This is a genomic window from Candidatus Atelocyanobacterium thalassa isolate ALOHA (assembly GCF_000025125.1).
In the GTDB taxonomy this organism is placed as follows: Bacteria; Cyanobacteriota; Cyanobacteriia; order Cyanobacteriales; family Microcystaceae; genus Atelocyanobacterium; species Atelocyanobacterium thalassae.
The window spans coordinates 1,216,524-1,235,467 of the sequence record NC_013771.1 but is presented as its reverse complement, the minus strand read 5'-3'; the positions used below and the strand labels follow the sequence as shown (position 1 = coordinate 1,235,467).

Genomic DNA, 18,944 nt, shown 5'->3' with positions numbered 1-18,944 from the left:
TAAGAAAAATTTATTTGATTACTTTAAAAGTTTTACTCTGTGAATTGAGAACTATGTTTGGTATTGTACAGTCTTCGAAGTCTTTTCAAAACTGGTTTAAGGTCGGGAACTATCTCTAAAGCTTTTTCATAGCTCTCTATAGCCTTGGAAATTTGTTTCATAGATTCTAGGCATCTACCTTTATTGTACCAAACCTTGTAATTAGAAGGCTCAATATTTAGAACTTTATCCCATATTCTAATAGACTCAGACCAATCTTCTAAATTATATAAAAGTTGAGCCTTCATATTTAAAAAGTTGATGTTTTCAGGCTCAAGAGCTAGGGCATTATCAACACTTGAAATTGCCTTATCGATTTCTCCTAAACATTGTAACGCTTCCCCACGCTTGTACCATGCAATAGAAAAAGATGGATTAATAGCTAAAGCTTTATCCCATAAGAAAATAGCTTCGTCCCAAATTTTTAAATTAAATTTTTCGATTCCTTCTTCAAAATATTTTTTGGACAAAGGAAAAGCTTCTATCTTAGGATTTGTAAAATTTGTGGGATTGAAACTTTCTTGATCTGTTGAGTAGATCATCAGATTTTCATTTCTTTCTAATTGCTGTTCTAAATCGTCAACAATTAAAGATTTCTCTTTAATTGATAAAGAAGGAAAAAATTCCTTTACTAAACCATTATCTTCGATATCTGAAACGTTAAAATCGATATATTCTGAAAGTTCACCTTCTGTTGTTTTGCTATAAAGTTTTTGACCAATATCATAGGAAATTTTTCCGATAGGTTCAATAGATGGGAAAGATTGAGCTAATTCAGCAAGCCGCATCATTTTTGATGCAAGTTGTAAATCAGGGTTTTCAGTAGATAGAACCTTATCCTGAAACTTGTTTAACCATGATACCCATAATCTTGCTTTCCCCCTTTCTCCTAAATCTTCAAAATATTTCAGAATTCTTCCTTCATGCCATCCATGTGAAATACCATCTAGCAACTGATTAAACAAAAATTCATAGTCTTTATCACTAAGAAGGTCTGAAGATGATAATTTTACAATTTTCTTATTTTGTTTTATGCCTAAAAAGGATAAATTGTGCAATTTAGCACAAAACTCTTTTGTCAGTTGATGAAAATGCTCAAGCGAACTATACATATTAATTTTATAACTTTTTTATAATTAAGAATGAATCTTTAAGCTTATTGTACGTGATTATAATAATTTATTTGTTCAGGTTTTCGTAATTTAAAACTTACAAATATAATTTATATTAATTTACTAAAAATAAAAAAATATTAGTTTAGAGGTTATATCATCTTTATGATATGTACAATAAAATTCACATATTAAAAATAAATTAAAGAACAAAATCTCAAAAAACATTACAAAAAACTATTTTTTAACTAAAAATTTTAAGAGTACGACTATCATAGATAATATATAAAAATTGTTGTGCCCTTTTCAAAAATAAAAAATCTTTAATGTCTAGCTCTATTCCTACTCCTCCAAGCTTTCCTATGACTGCTGTTATTGGGCAACAATCTATTAAATTAGCCTTGTTATTAGCAGCAGTAGATTTAAAATTAGGTGGTATAGTTATCGCTGGCCGCCGAGGAACGGCAAAATCAGTACTTGCAAGAGGAATTCGTGCTCTGCTACCTCCCATCGAACGAATCAAAAATAATTCTTTTAATTGTGAACATAATGTTCCTGAAGAATGGGATTCTGATACGAAAGAAAAATATTTACATGTTAAATTAGATTCCATTGCTACAGAAATTATCCCTGTTCCTTTTATTCAATTACCTCTTGGAATAACGGAAGATAGATTACTAGGATCAATAGATGTAGAAGCATCTGTAAAAAAAGGAGAACCAGTTTTTCAGCCTGGATTATTAGCTCAAGCTCATCGCGGAATTTTATATATTGATGAAATTAATTTATTAGACGATCAAGTTGTTAATCAACTATTAACTGTTTTAACAGAGGGTTGGAACAAAGTTGAAAGAGAGGGTATTAGTTTTCAGCACCCTTGTAAACCTGTTGTTATTGCTACTTACAATCCTGAAGAAGGTTCTTTAAGAAAGCATATATTAGATAGAATGGCAATTGCTCTCTCATCTGATGGTCTATTAGAACTTGAACAAAGAGTAGAAGTTGTTAATCAAGTTATTCATTACTCTGGTTCTTCAGAACTATTCAACAAGCAGTACGAAGAAGAGATAGATAGCATTAAAACAGATATTATATTGGCTCGAGAATGGTTGAAAGAAGTTAAGATAAAAAGGAATCAAGTTGAATATCTAGTAGAAGAATCATTAAGAGGAGGAGTTGAAGGACATAGAGCTGAAATATTTGCCACCCGAGTCGCAAAGGCTCTAGCGGCACTAAATGGTAACGATATAGTTAGTAGTGAAGATTTGAGAAAAGCAGTAGAACTGGTAATTGTTCCTCGTTCTAATATGCAACAAGTGCCTGAAGAAAGTAATTCTCCACCTCCACCTCCACCTAAAAAAGAACAGAATCATGATGAACAACAAAACGACGAAGATGATAACGAAGATGATAACGAAGATGATAACGAAGATGATAACGAAGAAAGTAATAATGAAGAAGAACAAAATCTAGAAATACCCCAAGAATTTGTCTTTGATATTGAAGGAACTATTATTGATACTGAGATCTTATCTTTTGCTCAAAAATCTCAAAATCAAGGTAAATCAGGAAGTCGTAATTTGATTTTTTCCAACGACAGAGGACGCTACATTAAACCTATGTTACCAAAGGGTAAAGTTAACCGTATTGCTGTTGACGCAACTTTAAGAATAGCCGCCCCATATCAGAAAAAGCGACGATTGCGGCATCCTGACCGTAATGTTATTGTTGAACATCAAGATATTCGTTCTAAGCGCTTAGTTAGGAAAGCAGGTGCATTGATTATTTTTGTCGTAGATGCCTCTGGATCTATGGCCTTAAATAGAATGCAATCGGCAAAAGGTGCAGTAATGAGACTTTTAACAGAAGCATATGAAAATAGAGATCAAATTGCATTAATCCCTTTTAGAGGAGAGCAAGCTGATGTCTTACTACCTCCAACTCGCTCAATTTCTCTTGCGCGAAAAAGATTGGAAACTTTACCTTGTGGTGGAGGTTCTCCATTAGCTCACGGTCTAACTCAAGCAGTCAAGATAGGTGTTAATGCTAAAATGTCGGGTGATATTGGCCAAGTGGTTATTGTTGCAATAACTGATGGCCGAGGAAATATTTCATTATCTCGTTCTTTGGGTGAACAAGTGTTGAAAGAAGATAAGCCTAACATTAAAGAAGAATTACTAAACATTGCTAGTAGAATAAAAATGCTAGGCATTAAATTATTAATGATAGATACTGAAAAAAAATTTGTTTCTACAGGATTTGGAAAAGAACTTGCTAAAGCTGCGATGGGAACATACTACCAATTACCTACAGCTACAGATAAAGCAATAGCACAAATGACTAAAGAAGCAATTTCACAGATAAGATAAGCTATGTAACAAATAAAATAATATTACTTATTACATAGCTTCCTAAAATGTATATTTTTAAGTTTAATCCGTCAGCCAATTAACAATAGTACGTACTGGAACACCTGTTGCTCCAGCATTATTAACTCCATTTTCTTTGTCAATCCAAGCTGTTCCAGCTATATCCAAATGTAGCCAAGGAGTTTTTTCGACAAATTGCTTTAAAAATAGAGCTGCTGTAATGGATCCTCCAGCCCTTGGTCCTGTATTTTTCATGTCAGCAATAGAGGATTTTAAACCTTCAAAATATTTATCTTCCATTGGCATTTGCCAAAATTGCTCCCCTGACTTTTCAGATGCAATTTTTATTTCGTTGATTAAATTATTATCTGTACTCCATAATCCAGAAATATTATCTCCTAGTGCCACAATACAAGCACCAGTCAAAGTTGCTATGTCTAAGATACTATCCACTTCTAGTTTTTCAGCAAATACCAGAGCGTCCGCTAAGGTTAAACGCCCTTCAGCATCTGTATTGTTGACTTCAATTGTTTTACCGTTAGATGCGGTCAATACATCACCAGGATGTATTGCACATCCACTAATCATATTTTCTGTTACAGCACAAATAAAGTGTACTTCTATATTTGGCTTGAGTTGAGCAATAGCTTTAGCAACGCCTAAAGTAGCTGCACCTCCTCCCATATCCATTTTCATTACTTCAATTCCACTACTAGAACCTTTTAAATTAAGTCCTCCTGAATCAAAGGTCAAACTTTTACCTATAATAGCTATTTTACGTTTAGCTATATCTTTTGACTTATATGTTAAGTGAATAAATTTAGGAGGTAAATCTGATGCTTGTGCAACTCCCAAGAAAGCACCCATCCCAAGTTTTGCGCATTCATCTTGTTCTAAAATTTCGATTTCTAAATCGTACTCATTTGCCAGTTTTTTAGCAACTTCAGTGAAAGTTATGGGGTTGATATAGTTAGCAGGAGCATTTACTAATTCTCTTGCCATGATTACTCCGGAACAAATTATTTGAGCACGACTAATAGCATCTTTTTGCTCTCCAATTCCTAAAATGTCAATAGTTTTTAATTCTACAAGTTTATCGTCTGAATTAGATTTAAATCTATTGTCTTGATGTAAAGATAACAACAATCCTTCAGTAATAACTTCTGCAGTTAAGCTAGGATTATTATTAAAAATAGGAAATTGCAAACATAAAGTTTGAATATGTTCTTTTTTTGAAAACCGAGCAACGGAAGCAATGCTTAAGCGTAAACTATTTAGGGTAAACTCTTCAGACTTCCCCAAGCCAACTAAAAGAATTTTACGAATAGAAGCGCTACCTCCAAGGCGAGTGAATATGATACGACCTACTTTTCCTTCAAACTTTGTTTCATCTATTAGTTCTTGTAAGGTTCCTTTAGTTTTATTATTTAACTGGTCTAATTCTCCGATTAAATTTATTTCGTTTTCAAACAAGCCAATGGCAACTGTATCTCCTGTCCAGTCTAATAAAGAGGTATCACTTCCATAAATGTTCATGTATATTTTTAATTACTTATTATGATTTTTCATTTTTATTTTACCTTGAGAAGGTCACAGATATCCTAGAGTAAAGATAAGCATTTTTTTATACAATTTAAGTTTTTCAACAAGTTTCTGGTAAGGTTAAGTTGAGAATTAATTTACCTTATAGAAATTATTTCTAGGAAGTTTTCTATGGCTATAAAAACTTTACAGGTCTCAGCTAAAAAATTAGTCAACCAACAGAGAGAATTTTTTCAAAGTGGTGAAACTCAGTCTATTGATTTCCGTTTAAGTCAACTAAAACTTTTACGAAAAGCTATATTAGAGCATCAAGAACTTATTATTGATGCTACTAAATCTGATTTAGGTCGTCCTAGCTTTGAAGCTTATTTTGAAATTGCTACATTAAGCGAAATCAAATTAGCAATTAAAAAATTAAAGAATTGGATGAGACCTCATCGAGTTCAAACTCCTTTAGAGCAATTCCCTTCAACTGCTTGGATCCAGCCTGAGCCTCTGGGAGTAGTTTTGATTATAGGCTCTTGGAACTATCCTTTTCAGCTAACAATATCACCTTTAGTAGGAGCGATCGCGGCTGGTAATTGTGTAATACTGAAGCCTTCTGAACACGCTCCTAAAACTTCAAGTGCAATTTTCCAATTAATAAATTCATACTTTTCTCCTAATTATATTGCGGCAGTAGAAGGAGATGTTAATACTTGTAAACAACTTTTAACTGAAAAGTTTGATCATATATTTTTTACTGGTAGCAGTGCTGTAGGCAAAACGATCATGAAAGCTGCTGCTAATCACTTAACCCCTGTTACTCTTGAATTAGGCGGTAAAAGCCCTTGTATCGTTGACACTGACATAAACCTGGAAATTGCTGCTAAAAGAATTGTTTGGGGAAAGTTTATTAACGCAGGGCAAACTTGTATTGCTCCGGACTATTTATGGGTTAACTCTAAAGTTAAAAAAGTATTTTTAAAATTATTAAAACAACAAATATATAATTTTTATGGTGATAATCCTTATGAAAGTTCTGATTATGGTCGTATAGTTAATTCTTCTCATTTCTCTCGCCTTAAAAAATTTTTAGAGAACGGTACTATAATTATAGGTGGTGAAACTAGCCTGGAAAGCTTATACATTGCTCCCACTATTTTAGATAACGTTAGTCTCAATGATGCTGTAATGCAAGAAGAAATTTTTGGCCCTATTCTTCCTGTTCTTTCTTATGAAAATTTAGAGGAAACAGTCGCATATATCAGGAGTCAACCCAAGCCACTAGCAATATATGTATTTTCAAATGATCGTATTAAACAAAATCAATTTCTAGACCAAACTTCCTCTGGAGGTGTTTGTATTAACGATACTGTCATGCAAATCAGCATTCCCGACTTACCTTTTGGTGGCGTAGGGAATAGTGGGATGGGCAACTATCATGGTAAAAGTAGTTTTGACACTTTTACTCATAAAAAAAGTGTTTTAAAAAAGGGATTATGGTTAGATTTAGGGTGGCGATATGCTCCTTATACAGTCAACAAGCTTAATCAAATAAAAAAAATAATAAATGGTTAACTGAAAATAAGTATTAATTTTACTCAAAACATATCAAAATTTATTTAACAAATATTACTAATGAAGAAAATCATTAGTAATAATTAATAGTTATTGATAAAATCATTGATAATAATATAGGCAACAAGAGGATGCAAGAAACCAAAATATTAGAGGAACCACGGTGTAATTATGCGACTATCTAAGGGTATTGAAGTCGAAATATATACAGGCACATCCCAAGGAAAAATTGTAGGGTTATCTGATCGTATTACTAAAGAGCTTAATGGATTTGTAAGAGAGCCTGATAGCCGTAATGTTGAATATATTACTGTACCTTTACTATATTATGATAATTTACTATATGCTCTGATTAATCCCCGAAAACGCTTAAGGGGTTACCTACAAGACATTGGTGACTATACTATAGTACCAGGTAGTACATTATCTTTAGGAGATAATGTGGACCAATTTTACCGTTCTGATCCTAATAATTCTTATCATAGCTATATTGAAAATACCTACGGAACAGACGTCGTAACAGCAAGTATTCATATTAATATAGGAATTGATAATCCAGAAACATTAATAGATGCTTATAATCTAGTGAGGGTAGAAGCTCCCCTCTTTCTAGCTTTAAGTGCATCTTCTCCTTTTTTGGGTGGAAAAGTGACGGGTTTCCATTCAACTCGTTGGCATATGTTTCCACAGACTCCTCAAAAAGTACCTTTTTTCACAAATCATGCTCATTTTATTACTTGGACGGAAAAACAATTAGCTTCTCAAAATATGCAAAATGTTCGTCATTTTTGGACTTCTGTGCGACCAAATGGTTGTGATCGCCCTTACCGTTTAAACCGTTTAGAATTGAGAATTTGTGATTTAATTATTGACCCAATTTCTTTATTATCTGTTGTCGCTCTATTAGAAGCACGTCTTTTGCAATTATTAGAAAATCCTAATTCCTTGAACCCTCTCTTAAAAAGCCAACTGTCCACTGAAGCATTACTTTATATTACTCAACAAAATGAATTGGAAGTGGCTAAACGTAGCTTAAATGCTAGATTATATAATTGGAAAGATGGTAGTAAAATTGAAGCCAAAAAGTGGATTGAAGAACTTTACCAAGAAGTTTTTCCAATTGCAAAACGGAATGGGTTTAGTCGTTTCCTAATTCCTATAAAAAAGATTTTACAAGACGGAAACCTTGCCCAGCAATGGTTACACAAATATCGACTAGGTAATAGTATTACCTCAATTATTAGTAGAGAGATAGAAGCTATTACATATCAAGAAAAAGTTTTAGAAAACAAACTTTTTAATTAATTAAATAATATATTGTTGCAAAGATATAATTGTTTCCTTTTTAAAAAGGAAACAATTATATATCTTCTTTATTAATGCTTATTAAAAAGAGACATTAAGCCATATCCTAAATGTTTAATTTCTATTTATTGGTATGGTCATCAGTTTCTATAAATTATTAAAGATGTTGAACAACAGTTCTTAATTATTTGTTCCTTTAACAAATAGATAATTACTAGCGAAACATTTTGTATACTTAACCGTCTTTTATTTTTAAGGAAATTATAAATTTCTAGCCAAAACTAATAATAAATTAAGAACTAGCAAATAGGTTATAATCAACAGATAAAACTTTCTGAGTAGACTATAATTAACTGTTGCTTACTAAAAATAGAATAAGTTAATTTTTTTAGAGTACATCTGCTGGAAATATTGATTTAATTATCAGATTCCAACTACTTTTTTGTGGTAGATATACTTATTAAAAAGTTATTCTAGTAAACTTTCAATAGTCTAAATTGCTCGTTCATTGCTGGGAGGTTACTCTTGAAAGATAAGTCAAATAAAATAATAACAGCGTATTCTAGTTTATTAGAATACATAAAATTAAAGAATATTTTTTGCCCTCAGGTATACATCAATAAAATAACTTCAAACAAAAAAAGTAATCTTTGTCACTCTACAGTTATATTTAGCTTAGCTATTTATGTAGGCATACTTGCGGTTAAAACTGAAATAGCTCTAGCTGTGAGTTTTTCAAACATTAAAGCTGAACTTGAGTCAGAAAGAACTATAAAAATTCCATCTATTAAAAATTCAAACAAAAAAATTGTTCCAAAAAGCTCTACAGGTATTAACTCTAAAACAAAAATTATTGATTATAAACCAGTTAACAGTTTTCGAGACATAAATGAAATTGTTTTTAATAAATCTTTTGAAGCCAACAATAATCTAATAACTAAAAATAGTGTTACATCATTCAAATATATAGCGAAAATAATACAACCAAAAACTTCAGAAAATATTGGAAATATATATACTCATAAAAATATATCTGAAATAACTTTAATTAAAGATGTAAAATCAGCTTTCTCACAATCTCCAATTGGTATGAATGAAGAAAACTATAAAGTTCTTCCAGGAGATACTCTTAACAGTATAGCTAGTCATTATGGCATCTCAGCATCGGAGTTAATAAATGCAAACCATATTACTAATGCTAATTTTATAAAAGTTAATCAAACATTAGTAATTCCAAAACAAATTTCAATAAATGGAAATAAAAAAAATCAATTGTCAAGAAGTCTTGTTAAAAATAATGAACTTCAAACAACAGGATCAGGCGTTTCTGAACATAAAAGATCATATAAAGATTTAAATAAAAACACACATCAAAAAAAATTACATAAAAATATACAACCATTTAATATCCAAAAATCTAAATTAATAAGTACAGTTCCTAGTTATGTAGATGTTTATAATAATACTTTTCAAATTCCATTAGAAACAGACATTAACCCTAGTCTCCCTAAGGTATCTAATCCTGATAAATATTTACCTAGTGTTCCGGCTAAATATACTGGACACATATGGCCAAGTAAGGGAGTAGTAACTTCAGGCTTTGGACGTCGTTGGGGAAGAATGCATAAAGGCATAGATATTGCAGCTCCTACCGGTACTCCTATTATGGCTTCAGCTTCTGGAGAAGTTATTAGTGCTGGGTGGAGTTCAGGAGGGTATGGAAATCTACTTAGAATTCGCCATCCCGATGGAAGTATAAGTTTATATGCTCATAACAGTCGTATTTTGGTACGAAGAGGACAAAAAGTAAATCAAGGACAAAAGATAGCTGAAATGGGTAGTACAGGTTACAGCACAGGGCCACACCTTCATTATGAAATTCATCTTAGAGGAAGAGGTGCGCAAAACCCAATGGCTTTTCTACCTAAAACTAGATAATTAATTTCTTTTCTTGATCTGCTAGTACAATAAAATATCGTATTTAATTATAACAATGTTTAATTTTTTACAAAATTAGATATACCATCACTCTTGTTATGTTATATTATATTTGTGCATTATTGGCTCAGTAGCTCAGTTGGTTAGAGCAGGGGACTCATAAGCCCAAGGTCGGGTGTTCAAATCACCCTTGAGCCATAATTTTAAGTTTATTTTTTATAGCAAAATCATTTTCTATATTAGATTTAAAAAAACATGGGAGCTGTTTAAATTAGCTCCCATATTTTTATTTTAGTAGTTATTTAGATTCAGTTAAGTCAGTAAGTAGTTGATTTGATCTTTGCATAAAAGATTTCATACTTTTACCATCAATTCCTTTTTGTGTAATTAACGCTAAATCATAAATATGACAACATAAGAGTTTGGCCATTTTACTTGACGGAGATTCGCTGTCTATCTGAATAATATTTGTTTGACTTATCTGAAAAATATTTTCAACTAAAGGATGATTGGTATTAACAACAAAAATATGTTCATCAGGAAAATCCATTGTTTGTTGCTGAGAAGCAGCCATCATTTCTTTGAAACGCCTTGCTGCTTCAGGCAGTAAGATAACTCCTGGAGGGGAGTCTTCAGATAAATCTGATTTTAATGATTGTGTTTTGATATTAACTTTAGAGTTATTTAAAGACGCTTCAAATAACTCCTTAATTTTTTCGCTACGAGTTTTTTGGGAATTAGGATCTACAATTTCGTCAACCTTGTTATTTTGGAGCAAAGTATCATCTAATTCCGAATCCACACGGGAGAATTTTACCTCAGGATATTCTTTTTCTAGAAAAGGAATAAAATAATTTGTATCAATGAAAGAATCCATATATAAAATCTCTAGTCCCTGATTTTCATATAATCTTATATGAGTAGCTTGAACATCAGGATCTGTACAATAGAAAATGCGGTTTTCATGAATCTCTTTATTACGATTCATATAAGCAGATAGTGTTGTATATCCTATTTTTTCATAAGATAGCTCATTTTTTTCGCTAGCAACATCTTTCCAGGCATCTCCTTTCTCTTCAACTTGAACTTGTGGAGTTTCAGATTCATTTGCTGTATGAGTTGTTTTATAAATAAGAATATCTTCAACGTGCTTTTTGAATTTTTCATCTTTAAGGGAACCATACTTAACAAAAGTACCCACATCTTGCCAGCATTTTACGTATTCTTCCGTATTATTCTCATAAATTTCCTTAAGTCGATCTGCAATTTTTTTAGCTATATGATTTGCAATACTGCGAACGGTACGATGGTTAGTTAGTGCACTTCGAGAAACATTTAAGGGAATATCTGGACTATCAATTACTCCTCTAAGAGGCATTAAAAAATCTGGAATAATTTCTTCACAATGATCACTAACAAATACTTGATTACAAAAAAGTTTAATGTGACCTTTTGAGACATCTACATCAGGTCGTAATTTTGGAAAATATAAAATTCCATTCAAAAGATAAGGATAATCAGTATTTAGGTGTATCCATAACAAAGGATCTTCTTGGTATGGATAAAGATAACGATAAAATTCTAAATAGTCATTATCAGTAAGATTATGAGCAGATTCTTTCCACAAAGCTTTTTGCTTATTAATAATAGTATCTTCGAATCTAATTGGGATAGGAACAAAATCTGAATAAGTTTTAACTAATTGGCGAATTCTTTCAGGTTCTAAATATTCGTGTTCCTCATCCATTAAGGTTAACTTAATAGTTGTTCCTATTTGAGTACGATTAGATTCAGATAATTCAAATGAAGGAGAACCGTCACAGGACCAATGAATTGGTTTGGAATCTTCTTTATAAGATAAGGTATCAATTTCAACTTTTTTAGATACCATGAAAGCTGAGTAAAAGCCTAAACCAAAATGTCCAATAATTTCATTGGCATCTTTTTCATATTTTTTAACAAATTCTTCTGCGCTAGAGAAGGCTACTTGATTTATATACTTTTTAATCTCTTCTGTGTTCATGCCAATTCCATTGTCCGTGATGGAAAGAGATTTATCTGTCTTATCGACAGTAATTGTAATTTCCGGCTCAGGAACATTACAAGATACCTCACCAGCAAGCGAAGCCATCTTAAGTTTAGATAAAGCATCTACAGCATTAGAAATTAGTTCTCGTAAAAAAATTTCATGATCTGTATATAGAGATTTTTTAATAATTGGAAAAATATTCTCGGTGTGGATACTAATATTACCTTTTTCAAATACTGTCATACGCGCTATCTCAGAATAATGATTTTATGTTTATGTTATTTATATTTTCTCTAATTTTGTCAGAATATTCATCCTGAGATTATCACACTTAATAGATGTGGATCACCGTACATGACTTATATAAAAAACTTTAATAATAAGAATTTTACATATAGAAATTATGTTACTTCTTCTGCAAGTTGCTTAAATTTTATTGAAGTATATGGTTTAAGGAAAAAATAAATGTATTATTCTTTAGTTATTTTTTAATATCCTAGATATTTCTCTTTGGTCTTGACGATTTTTAATTGTTTCTCGTTTATCATGCAATTTTTTCCCTTTCCCTAGGCCAAGACTAATTTTTACTAAGCTTCCTTTAAAGTAAAGTTTTAAGGGTACTAAAGTTAAACCTTTCTGTTCAATTTTCCCAATTAGTTGGTTAATTTCTTTTCGATGCATCAATAATTTACGTATACGTCTAGGATCGTGATTAAAGTATAAGCTACTAGCTGCATAAGAAGATATATGAACGTTACTTAGCCAAACTTCAGCGTTTTTAATAAAGGCATAACCATCGGTTAGATTGACTTTTCCTGCACGGATAGACTTTACTTCTGTTCCTACTAGTTCGATCCCAGCCTCATATTTTTCTAATATTTCGTAAAGGAAAAAAGCTTTACGATTATTGCTAATAACTTTAATGGCTTTATCTTGATTTTCCATAATCCCCTGAGAATAACATATAACCATATATATGTTAAATAAATATAATAAATTTTAAAAAAAAGAATATTAAGAAATAGGTAAATTAGTAGTTTTTTAGAACTTTAGTTACTTTTGTTAAAGTTATTCTATAATTTGCTTAATTATAAATATTTATTGTTTCAAAGCTATTTTGTTTGTACTTAAATACTGTAATTTATTAATAAAATAATAAACATTTCTATTATTTTATTAGCTATAGAAATGTTTATTATTTTATATAAAGCTACGTAATACGATTCTTGGTAACTATAGTAACAACCTTATTGTAATAACATGAAACCAGATTAGTAAAATTTCTGATTTTCCAGATATTTGAATAGATTATTAACGATGTAGCACTAAATTGATGTTCGCTTTCCCTAAATTACGCTGTTTAACTTCCATCAATGTCTTGTTAATAGCATACTTTTGATTGATAGAATTAATAAGTTCAGTTTGGTTGTGTTTTTTGGCAACACCCCACAAATCAGCGACTAAATCATAGCTACCATCGCTATTAAGAGACCAACCAAGATCGTATTCACCTTCTAAAACAGCAACAATATCAGAATGAATATGTTGGCCATTATGACCTCTAACATTAGAGTCGGTTTTTACAATAATCCCTAAATCTTGCAATGAATTTTTTAAGATTTCAGCATCTGTAATCTTAGTGCGTAAGGTACTAAAGTGTGACATTTCAAATTCCTCCATGGAACAAAAGTTAATAATTATAACTTGAGATTTAAATAAATTGTTTTGAATAAACAATTTATTAATATACTGCTAGCTTTTCGCTAGCCTTTACGACTGTTAAGAATAGACAGACGAAAGCCTTTAGAACTCTAATCGCTGATATTCAGCATTTAAAGTTGAAGCAGGTCGCGCTCTTTGCCGCGCCCAGTCACGAAGAGCTGTTACCTGCTCCATCATAGTACGAGATAATGGAAGAGTAGATTTAATTGCAGTAATAATATCAGACTGCAAAAACTCTCTATCTTGGGCAAAAGCTTCGTACATAGCTGCAATAATAGCCTGCTCAATTTCTGCACCAGAGAAACCATCAGAAACCGTAACTAGCTGTTCAATATCGAAATGAGATATATCTAAACGACGTTTACTCAAATGTATATCAAAAATAGCTCTACGTTCTTCAAAGCTGGGTAAATCCACGAAAAAAAGTTCATCAAACCTTCCTTTTCGTAGAAATTCTCCTGGCAAGCGTTCTACACGATTAGCTGTGGCCATAACAAAGACAGGTGAAGTTTTTTCCTGCATCCATGTTAAAAAAGAACCAAAAATACGACTAGAAGTTCCACCATCAGATTCAGATGAGTTACCATTTCCTGCAAAAGCCTTATCAAGTTCATCAATAAAAAGTATAGCTGGGGCAAGAGATTCTGCCGTTTTCAATGCATTTCTTAAATTAGCTTCAGAACGACCTACAGCAGAGTCATAAACACGCCCTAAATCTAGTCTTAATAAAGGTAGTCCCCACAAACGAGAAGTAGTCTTAGCAATTAAAGATTTTCCACAGCCTGGAACTCCTAGTATTAGCATGCCTTTTGGCTGAGGTAAGCCATAGTTTCTAGCTCTTTCAGTAAAGGCACCTGAACGCTGTTCCAGCCATTTTTTAAGTTCTTCTAATCCACCAACGACACTAATAGTTTCATCTTGTTCAATATATTCTAAGATTCCGTTGCGGCGAACCTGTTGTTTTTTTTCAGACAAGATAATATCAACTTCTGATTCTGTTAATCTATCAGCTTTAACATAAGCTTTTCGATAGACTTTTTCAGCTTCATCTTTTGTAAGACCTAATGCTGCATAAAGTAGCTTTTCACGAGAATCACTACTAATCTCATGATTAGTTCTAAGTTGATTTAATTGCTTCGATAAAACTTGATTGAGATCCTCTAAATTGGGGAAATCAAAATCTAAAACAACTATATCTTTCTCTAATTCTATTGGAATTTCTTGGACAGGAGAAATTAGAATAATAGATTTTTTGGTACCTTTTAAACTTACTATAGCGTCTCGCAAAGAGCGGACTACAGTTGCATCAGAGATAAAAGGGTGTAAATCGTTAAAAATAAAAATTCCTGGCTCATCCTTCCTATTTACCCAATCAATAGCAGACTCAGCATTAGTAGTATTATGTTGTGTTTTATTGCTAAGTTGGCCATATTCTTTCATACCATTAGTAACAGTCCATGAAAAAATATGTCGAGGCTCGTTAAGATCTTTAACAATTTTATCAATAGTTTCTTTAGCCCTCTGTTCCTCTGATGTTACGAGATATATCAAAGGATATTGAGCTTCTATTAATAATTTAAGCTCTTCTTTCATAGAATTAATTAAAGATAATAGTGATTAATAAAAAACAAATGTTTTTTTGTCTGAAGTATTAGATTTAACAGTTTTTTCATCCGCAGTATCAAGAGAAAAATTATCCTTAATAACATTAGATTGATTCTTCAAAGGGAGAATTTGCTTATCTTTTATTGAAATAGCAGCTTTACACTCTGGACAAAAATGTACCTGATAAATTTTTCCGGAATTTATATTTTCTGATTCTTCAACTTTAGGTGGATGTTGAAGATAGAAATCTACCGCTTTTTCAACTATAAAAGACATAGACTCTTCATCAGTAGCGGCTCTAATTTTAAGACGTTTATGAATTTCAGAGGGTATGTATAGTGTTACTTTTTGTTTGTTTTGCATATTATTTAAATTTAAGGCTACCCCTATGCATAGCTAACTTTACTGATTGCCAGAAAGCTGTCAATAAATAAAAACGTTATAGCAGCATAGTCACTATATTTATAAGAAAAGTTCCCAAAAAACAATTTTGTAGAAAGTTTTATTAAGTTAAGCTGTTAGGAAATGACTTTAATAAGTTAATAAAAATTAAAGTCATAACTTTAGAAATATAATTCTAAAAAATATTAACTGCTTTATGTAGATTTTTTGTTTCTTTGCCAAAAATTTACAAGTTTTTGTAAATTTTCAGATAAACGATTTTTATAATTAGAGTAAATAGGTAACCTCGTTGTTAGTGTCAATTTCTTAGTTTTTAATATTTTTGACAATTTTTCTTTTGAAAAATGAGAATAGTTTGGATTTATCTCGTCTTTAGGGCTAATCCCACCAAGATCTTGAATACCTGCTTGAACACAACGTAACAAATAATTAGGATCTTGAATTAAATTTGGAGGCAGTTGCAATTTAATAGAAGCTGGTAAGATATTTTTGGCTTTATTAATAAATTTAACTAACTGGTATTGATTAAAAATTGATTTATGTAATTTCTTTTCTACTTCAGGACTATGAGGTTGCAATATAACTTCTTGTATATTATTCCATTGTTGTTCGACTAAATTAATTTTCCTCAGGGTGTCCAAAGAATTCTTCTCTTTTTCTCCAATATTTAGTAATACTCCTGTAGTAAAGGGGATTTGGAGTTTTCCTGCAAACTCAAGGTGTTGCAACCTTAAGTTTGGAATCTTACTAGGTGCATTGTAATGGGCATTATCTAATAATATGGGAGTAGATTGTTCAATCATTAAACCCATTGAAATACTAACTTTTTGTAGAATTTTCATTTCTGTATAAGTTAACAGTCCAACATTTATATGTGGTAAAAAGTTCATAGATAGTGCAATTTCACATAGATAATATATATTTTGTAACCATAGCTTTCTTTCTGGAGATCGAGGATGGATCTCTCCACTAAGAATTAAAATTTCACTAATAGACTTATTTGATATTTCCTCTAAAGTCTTTTTTGCTTTGGTCAGTTTTAACCAGTCGCCCAATTGTGGATTAATTCTAAAATTGCAATATGTACAATAATTAAAACACTCATAAGTTATGACAATTGTATAAGAAGGACTATAAGTTATTTTTTTCATTGTTTTAAATTCTTTCAAATAACTTTTTGGTTTTATAATGAAAATATATCTAACAATGTGTAATTAATAGAGTAATTTTTTCTATCTCAATATAGTATGCTTTAGATATGGATAGTAATTGATTAGTTTATATTCTAGATAAACTAACTAATTAAAATAAAAACCATAGTAAGTCTCAGTTATATATCTAAAATTTTTTGTATTGAGTTTAGTTTCAATGGAAATTAATAAACGTATTACTCAAATTCGCTCTGAGATACCATCTTCAGTCAGCTTGATTGTTGTTAGTAAACAACAATCTGTAGAAAGTATAAAAGAAGCATATAACTCTGGAATTCGTGATTTTGCTGAGAATCGTCTTCAAGAGGCTTTAGAAAAACAAGAAGAGCTTAAAGAATATGATGATATATCTTGGCACTTTATTGGTCATTTACAAACAAATAAAGCTAAAAAAGTACTAGAAAATTTTAACTGGATTCATTCAGTTGACAGTCTTAGATTGGCACAGCATTTGAATCAGATAATAGAAAAAATTTCTGCTTCACCTTATATATGTTTGCAAGTAAAAGCTATGCCAGACCCCGATAAATATGGATGGTTGCCAGAAACGCTTTGGGAAGATTTACATGAGTTAGAAAAGTGTAAAAACCTTATGATTAGAGGTTTAATGACAATATTACCGCTCAATTTATCAACAAATGAATCTCTGCATGCTTTTCAGAAGGTACAGACATTAGCTCAAGATATTAATGAAAAATCTTCATTATTTCTGAAAGAGCTATCCATGGGGATGTCTAATGATTATTTATTAGCGATACAGAAAAATACAACCATGATACGTTTAGGAAGAACTATCTTTGAGCCTAAACGATAGGTTAAAAAGACACTAAATACTATTCACTAATGCCACTCTTTAATCTAATTAAAAATATAAAAAAATAACTTTTAAACTTTTAATTGTCCATATATCAATATTGATTTTTAATTAAAAAAAATTAAAGATAAAGAATTTACCATAATATTAATTATAGGATTACAAAAAATAATATTCGTTAAATACATGATTAATTTTCAAACTGCATGTCCTATCCCTCTAGAAAAATACCCTCAAGTTTTGTTAGGTCATGGGGGAGGGGGAAAGCTTATGCAGCAATTGCTTGAAAAAATGATATTTTCATCTTTTCAGATGAATAAAGATTTTTCACCTCATGACTCCTCTGTAGTTCATCTTCCTACGAATAAAATTGCATTTACAACTGATTCTTATGTTATTCATCCTTTATTTTTCCCCGGTGGAGATATTGGAAGTTTAGCTATTAATGGAACTGTGAATGATCTTGCTATGAGTGGAGCTCGTCCTCTATATATAAGTCTAGGTTTTATTATAGAAGAAGGATTTGAGATGGAAACTTTATGGAATATTATTCAATCTTTACAGAGAACAGCAGAAGAAGCAGGCGTAAGAATCATTACCGGAGATACTAAAGTCGTAGATAGAGGGAAAGGAGATGGGATTTTTATTAACAGTTCAGGCATAGGAATTGTAGAACATGACCAGTTTATTGCTCCTGAATCAGTCCAAGTAGGAGATAGTATTTTAATTAATGGAGATATAGGTAGGCATGGTATCTCTGTTATGGCTACAAGAGAAGGGCTAGAATTAGAAACAACAATTAAAAGTGATTGTCAACCTCTTCATCAAGTTATCCAAGAAATGATAGAACAAGGGGTTGAAATTCATTGCTTAAGAGATTTAACGCGAGGTGGTTTAGCTAGCAGTTTGAATGAGATTGCTAATAGTAGAAAAGTGAAAATAAACATCCAAGAGAAATCAATTCCCGTAATGGAAGATGTAAGAGGGGCTTGTGAAATTTTAGGATTTGATCCTTTATATATCGCTAACGAGGGTAGATTTGTTGCTTTTATACCTAAAAACTGTGTAGATAAAGCATTAAAAATCATGAGATCTTTTTCAGACAGTTCTTATGTGATTGGCGAAGTTATTGAACAAAATGAAGGACTGGTTACTTTGAAAAATGAAATAGGGACAACTAGGATTATTGATATGTTAAGTGGCGAACAATTACCAAGAATCTGTTAAGAATTTTAGATAATTTTTATCTGATAAAAAATATTAATTCTTATGTTCAATACTGTGAGATATTTCTTT

Annotated in this window: 13 protein-coding genes, 1 tRNA gene and 1 pseudogene; 7 read left to right on the top strand and 8 right to left on the bottom strand. The window is 31.3% G+C overall.

The features are described 5' to 3' along the window. Positions 1–32: 32 nt before the first annotated feature. Entirely contained in the window at positions 33–1,151 is a 1,119-nt protein-coding gene (locus tag UCYN_RS05150; protein WP_012954456.1) for a tetratricopeptide repeat protein, read from the bottom strand. Between the two features lie 326 nt (positions 1,152–1,477). On the opposite strand from UCYN_RS05150, the gene bchD reads away from it, so the two are divergent. Continuing rightward, a complete protein-coding gene (gene bchD, locus UCYN_RS05145) occupies positions 1,478–3,520 on the top strand; it encodes a magnesium chelatase ATPase subunit D (RefSeq protein ID WP_012954455.1) in 2,043 nt (680 codons plus the stop codon). A 63-nt stretch (positions 3,521–3,583) separates the two neighbouring features. Here the strand turns inward: bchD and UCYN_RS05140 are convergent, their stop codons facing one another. After that, positions 3,584–5,056 (bottom strand): leucyl aminopeptidase, encoded by a 1,473-nt coding sequence (locus tag UCYN_RS05140; RefSeq protein ID WP_012954454.1) that lies wholly within the window; start codon positions 5,054–5,056, stop codon positions 3,584–3,586. 177 nt (positions 5,057–5,233) lie between these two features. Here UCYN_RS05140 and UCYN_RS05135 point away from each other — a divergent pair, with 177 nt between their 5' ends. The 4 genes and pseudogenes from UCYN_RS05135 (at position 5,234) to UCYN_RS05120 (ending at position 10,063) form a co-directional block, all read left to right on the top strand. Next, a complete protein-coding gene (locus tag UCYN_RS05135) occupies positions 5,234–6,622 on the top strand; it encodes an aldehyde dehydrogenase (protein WP_012954453.1) in 1,389 nt (462 codons plus the stop codon). Positions 6,623–6,793: 171 nt separating this feature from the next. Then, positions 6,794–7,927 (top strand): glutamate--cysteine ligase, encoded by a 1,134-nt coding sequence (gene gshA, locus UCYN_RS05130; protein WP_012954452.1) that lies wholly within the window; start codon positions 6,794–6,796, stop codon positions 7,925–7,927. Positions 7,928–9,346: 1,419 nt separating this feature from the next. Beyond that, a pseudogene (locus UCYN_RS06280) lies at positions 9,347–9,865 on the top strand (M23 family metallopeptidase); the annotation flags it as partial. Positions 9,866–9,989: 124 nt separating this feature from the next. Further along, positions 9,990–10,063 (top strand) — tRNA-Met (locus tag UCYN_RS05120). 100 nt (positions 10,064–10,163) lie between these two features. On the opposite strand, the gene htpG is transcribed toward UCYN_RS05120, so the two are convergent. From htpG to cofG, 6 genes are all read right to left on the bottom strand, one after another. Continuing rightward, positions 10,164–12,137 carry a molecular chaperone HtpG gene (gene htpG / locus UCYN_RS05115; protein WP_012954450.1) on the bottom strand — a complete coding sequence of 658 codons (1,974 nt, stop codon included), beginning with the start codon at positions 12,135–12,137 and terminating at the stop codon, positions 10,164–10,166. Positions 12,138–12,371: 234 nt separating this feature from the next. Beyond that, positions 12,372–12,839 carry an SsrA-binding protein SmpB gene (smpB, locus tag UCYN_RS05110; RefSeq protein WP_012954449.1) on the bottom strand — a complete coding sequence of 156 codons (468 nt, stop codon included), beginning with the start codon at positions 12,837–12,839 and terminating at the stop codon, positions 12,372–12,374. Between the two features lie 366 nt (positions 12,840–13,205). Continuing rightward, positions 13,206–13,559: a DUF1257 domain-containing protein gene (locus UCYN_RS05105; RefSeq protein ID WP_041487780.1), complete on the bottom strand. Its 354-nt coding sequence runs from the start codon at positions 13,557–13,559 to the stop codon at positions 13,206–13,208. A gap of 138 nt (positions 13,560–13,697) precedes the next feature. Further along, positions 13,698–15,209, bottom strand: a complete 1,512-nt coding sequence (ycf46, locus tag UCYN_RS05100) for a stress-responsive protein Ycf46 (protein ID WP_012954447.1) — start codon at positions 15,207–15,209, stop codon at positions 13,698–13,700. Positions 15,210–15,233: 24 nt separating this feature from the next. Then, positions 15,234–15,584 carry a slr0373 family blue light stress response protein gene (locus UCYN_RS05095; protein WP_012954446.1) on the bottom strand — a complete coding sequence of 117 codons (351 nt, stop codon included), beginning with the start codon at positions 15,582–15,584 and terminating at the stop codon, positions 15,234–15,236. 233 nt (positions 15,585–15,817) lie between these two features. Continuing rightward, the gene (gene cofG / locus UCYN_RS05090) at positions 15,818–16,774 is read right to left on the bottom strand and encodes a 7,8-didemethyl-8-hydroxy-5-deazariboflavin synthase subunit CofG (protein WP_012954445.1); all 957 of its coding nucleotides are present in this window, start codon (positions 16,772–16,774) and stop codon (positions 15,818–15,820) included. A gap of 217 nt (positions 16,775–16,991) precedes the next feature. On the opposite strand from cofG, the gene UCYN_RS05085 reads away from it, so the two are divergent. Together UCYN_RS05085 and hypE are read left to right on the top strand one after the other, a co-directional pair. After that, positions 16,992–17,648, top strand: coding sequence for a YggS family pyridoxal phosphate-dependent enzyme (locus UCYN_RS05085; protein ID WP_012954444.1), 657 nt, complete (start codon positions 16,992–16,994; stop codon positions 17,646–17,648). Between the two features lie 186 nt (positions 17,649–17,834). Beyond that, positions 17,835–18,875: a hydrogenase expression/formation protein HypE gene (gene hypE, locus UCYN_RS05080; RefSeq protein WP_012954443.1), complete on the top strand. Its 1,041-nt coding sequence runs from the start codon at positions 17,835–17,837 to the stop codon at positions 18,873–18,875. Positions 18,876–18,944: the final 69 nt, after the last annotated feature.